This window comes from Oerskovia sp. NPDC056781, from assembly GCF_042789955.1.
In the GTDB taxonomy this organism is placed as follows: domain Bacteria; phylum Actinomycetota; class Actinomycetes; order Actinomycetales; family Cellulomonadaceae; genus Oerskovia; species Oerskovia rustica.
The window spans coordinates 1-2,994 of the sequence record NZ_JBHUAD010000342.1; the positions used below are offsets into that span (position 1 = coordinate 1).

A 2,994-nucleotide genomic window follows, 5' to 3' on the forward strand; every position below is an offset into this window, starting at 1 on the left:
GAACGGCGGGGCGTTCGTCGTCCGAGAAGGCGGCGGCTCGCCGGCGGTTTCTGCCCCCTTTCGCCTCTTGCGCCGATATCGACGGCATGTCAGTCTTTGACACGGAATTCTGCACAAAGAACAGCAGGGGGGCAGAAGACCGGTACCGGGAGGGTCTGTCACGCGATCTCTCGGCTCGTCGACGGTGACGGCCGAGCGCATGAGGGGCGCAATCTCGGCGCTGCGCAGCCACTCTCGTCCTCCTGCACCGTCACGGAAGACGAAGAGAGGTCCGCATGATGAGAGTCGGAAGCACGAAGATCGCGGTACTGGTGTCTGCTGCCATGATCGTGACGGTCCCCACGACCGCCGTCGCCCATGTGGGCGGCCCGGATGGCGCAGGTGGTGACGGGGCCTGGTACGTACAGGATGGTGGACGGGGCTACGGGTATCAGATCACCCCGGAGGCTGCGCCCGAGAAGTGGGCCAAGGCGGATCCTTCAGACCTGGTAGATGCCTTGCAGATCCCAGATGGCGTGCTCGAGGAAATGTCCACCGCAAGCCTGCTTGAGGCCGTTCTGGGCTATCCCTACCTCGGTAACTACCTCGCGCACAGCACTCCCCAGCAGGGCGTGGACGCCGTCCGCGCGGAGTTCGGCGCTCTCGACGAGCTGCTCGGCCGCGACGACGCCGGCGCCGAGATCGCTCGGGCGTATGCAGCGACGGATCTTGGAGCGGTCGCGGCGGCCGACGAGTTCGCGACGATCCGTGTCGGCTTCCTGGAGATGCTCGTCGCTCAGCCCGAGGTGCTCGAGGGCTCGGACCTGGCGGGCCGCGCCGAGCTCGTCGACGAGGTGGTGGCCAAGTGGGAAGCGAAGGACGTCGAGCTCGGTGGCGACGTCTACGGGGCTGAGGCCTCCGCGCTCATCACGTTGCGTGCGCTGGCGATCGACGACCGCGAGTTCGCGCAGGAAGTGATCGACGATCCCGCGATCGACGGCTTCGTGACCGGGGGGCTCGCCACGGCGATCGACCACGAAGAGTGGGATGCGGTGCTGCAGGACGTCGCGGTCCGGATCGACGAGACCTACGGTGTGGCCGCGGACGCCGTCCCATCCGTCCAGTCCGAGCAGGACGGCGGGTCGGTCGGGTCGACCGCCCTCAACGTCGTGTCGTCGATCCACTCGTTGGCCACGGGGTCGCTGACATGGGGCGAGGTGCAGGCGATCCTGCCGGCCGCGCCGACCCAGACCGGCAGCAGCGTCAAGACGCCCAAGGGGAGCACTGTTGCGACCCTGAAGATCTCGGGCGACCTCACAGCGAAGCAGATCTCGGACAACAACGCCTGGGTTGCACAGGCGTACCCCAAGGCGACACGACTGAGGTCGTCGACCGCGAAGTACAACTGCCACTCCTATGCCTGGTACAGCCAGGCCACGACCAACACCATGTGGATGAACGATCCGTCCAAGTACTGGACCGACGGGAGCTATGCCTACTCGTCGAGTCAGCCGTACAGCACCGCGTCGACGGCACTGTCCCCGCTGAAGACCGGTCACCGCGTCCGCTATGTGAATGGAGACCACTCCGCCTACAAGAGCGGGGCCACGACGCTCACCTCCAAGTGGGGTCAGCTGGGCCTGTACACCCACGCTCCGAACCACACGCCCTACACGGCGACCACGTCGCTGTACTACTACTGGCGATGAGGTCCGTGACGCGGATGACGACAGCGCCCGGGCGGGGGGCCGAGGACAGGAAGCGGAGCGGGAGCATCGTCTGGGGCTGTGTCCTGGCGCTGAACCTCGTGCTCGGTGCCTCGGCCTGTGCCACGGCCTCCGACCCGGGAGGACACGACGTGCCGGACGAGACCTTCCACTACTCCCTGACCCCTGAGTCAGATCCGGCGGCCTGGGCCAGCCACGACCCCGCTGAACTGGTCGAGCTGTTGAGGGTCCCGGACGAGATCCTCGACGCGCTGACGACGGCCGAACTTGTGGACGCGGTACTCGACTATCCGTTCCTGGGGAACTATCTCGCGCAGAGCACCCCTGAGCAGGGCCTAGACACGCTCTGCTCCGAGAGCGACGCTCTTGCGGCGTTGCTGGTGCGAGAAGATGCGGCAGCCGAGATCGGCTTGGCTCTCGACGAGGCCGACGACATGTCGGACGGACTGACCACCGTGCAGGTCCAGGTCCTCGAGGGAGTGCTTGCGAGCCTCGGCTCGCGCTGAGCGCGCCCGCGGGCCGGTTGTTGCCGACCGGTTGCCGGGTGCGGGGGAGCCGGCTCGAGGGTGAATGACCTCCGTCGGCCCGGCCGCCTGCTGGCGGGGCGGCGGAGGTCACACGACCCGGACGGTCGACCCGGGCCTGTCGCGTCCGTGCGTGACCAGGTGCGGCAGCTGCCGATCACGACCTAGTCGTTCGGCCTCGACATCGCGCCCTCGACCGGTGGCTCGGCCGACCACGGGAACGTGATCCACAGGTCGGTCTCCTTCCAGGCGAAGTCCGGCTGGATGATCGTGCGCGGCTTGGTGTAGAGCACCGCGGAGCGTGCCTCGGTGCCGTGCTCGGCGAGAATGCTCATGACCAGGGCGAGGGTGCGGCCCGAGTCCGCGACGTCGTCGACCACGAGGACCTTCGACCCCGGGAGCTCGGACGTGTCCATGAGCGGGGGCAGGACGCGCGGGTCGGCGAGGGTCTGGCCGATGTCCGTGTAGAACTCGACGTTGAGCGTCCCCACGCCCTTGGTCCCCAGGGCGTACGCCACGGCACCGCCGGGCAGCAGGCCGCCGCGGGCGATGGCGACCACGACGTCGGGCAGGAAGCCGCTGGCCACCACCTGCTCGGCCAGCTGCCTGGACGCGGTGCCGAACAGCTCCCACGTCATGACTTCGCGCTCTGTGCTCATGGGCAGAGCCTAGGTGCTGCACCTGGGGGTCGGCCCGCCGAGGGCCGAGCGCAGGACGGCACGGTCCAGCACACGAGAAGGGCCGCCTCCCGCGAACGGGAGGCG

At 68.2% G+C, this 2,994-nt stretch carries 3 protein-coding genes; 2 read left to right on the forward strand and 1 reads right to left on the reverse strand.

What is annotated here, in order from left to right:
* Positions 1–311 precede the first annotated feature (311 nt).
* Entirely contained in the window at positions 312–1,688 is a 1,377-nt protein-coding gene (locus tag ACFRCR_RS18080; RefSeq protein WP_377679516.1) for a hypothetical protein, read from the forward strand.
* Between the two features lie 149 nt (positions 1,689–1,837).
* Entirely contained in the window at positions 1,838–2,212 is a 375-nt protein-coding gene (locus tag ACFRCR_RS18085) for a hypothetical protein (protein WP_377679518.1), read from the forward strand.
* Between the two features lie 182 nt (positions 2,213–2,394).
* Here the strand turns inward: ACFRCR_RS18085 and ACFRCR_RS18090 are convergent, their stop codons facing one another.
* Positions 2,395–2,889 carry a phosphoribosyltransferase gene (locus ACFRCR_RS18090; RefSeq protein WP_377679521.1) on the reverse strand — a complete coding sequence of 165 codons (495 nt, stop codon included), beginning with the start codon at positions 2,887–2,889 and terminating at the stop codon, positions 2,395–2,397.
* Between the last annotated feature and the right edge of the window lie 105 nt (positions 2,890–2,994).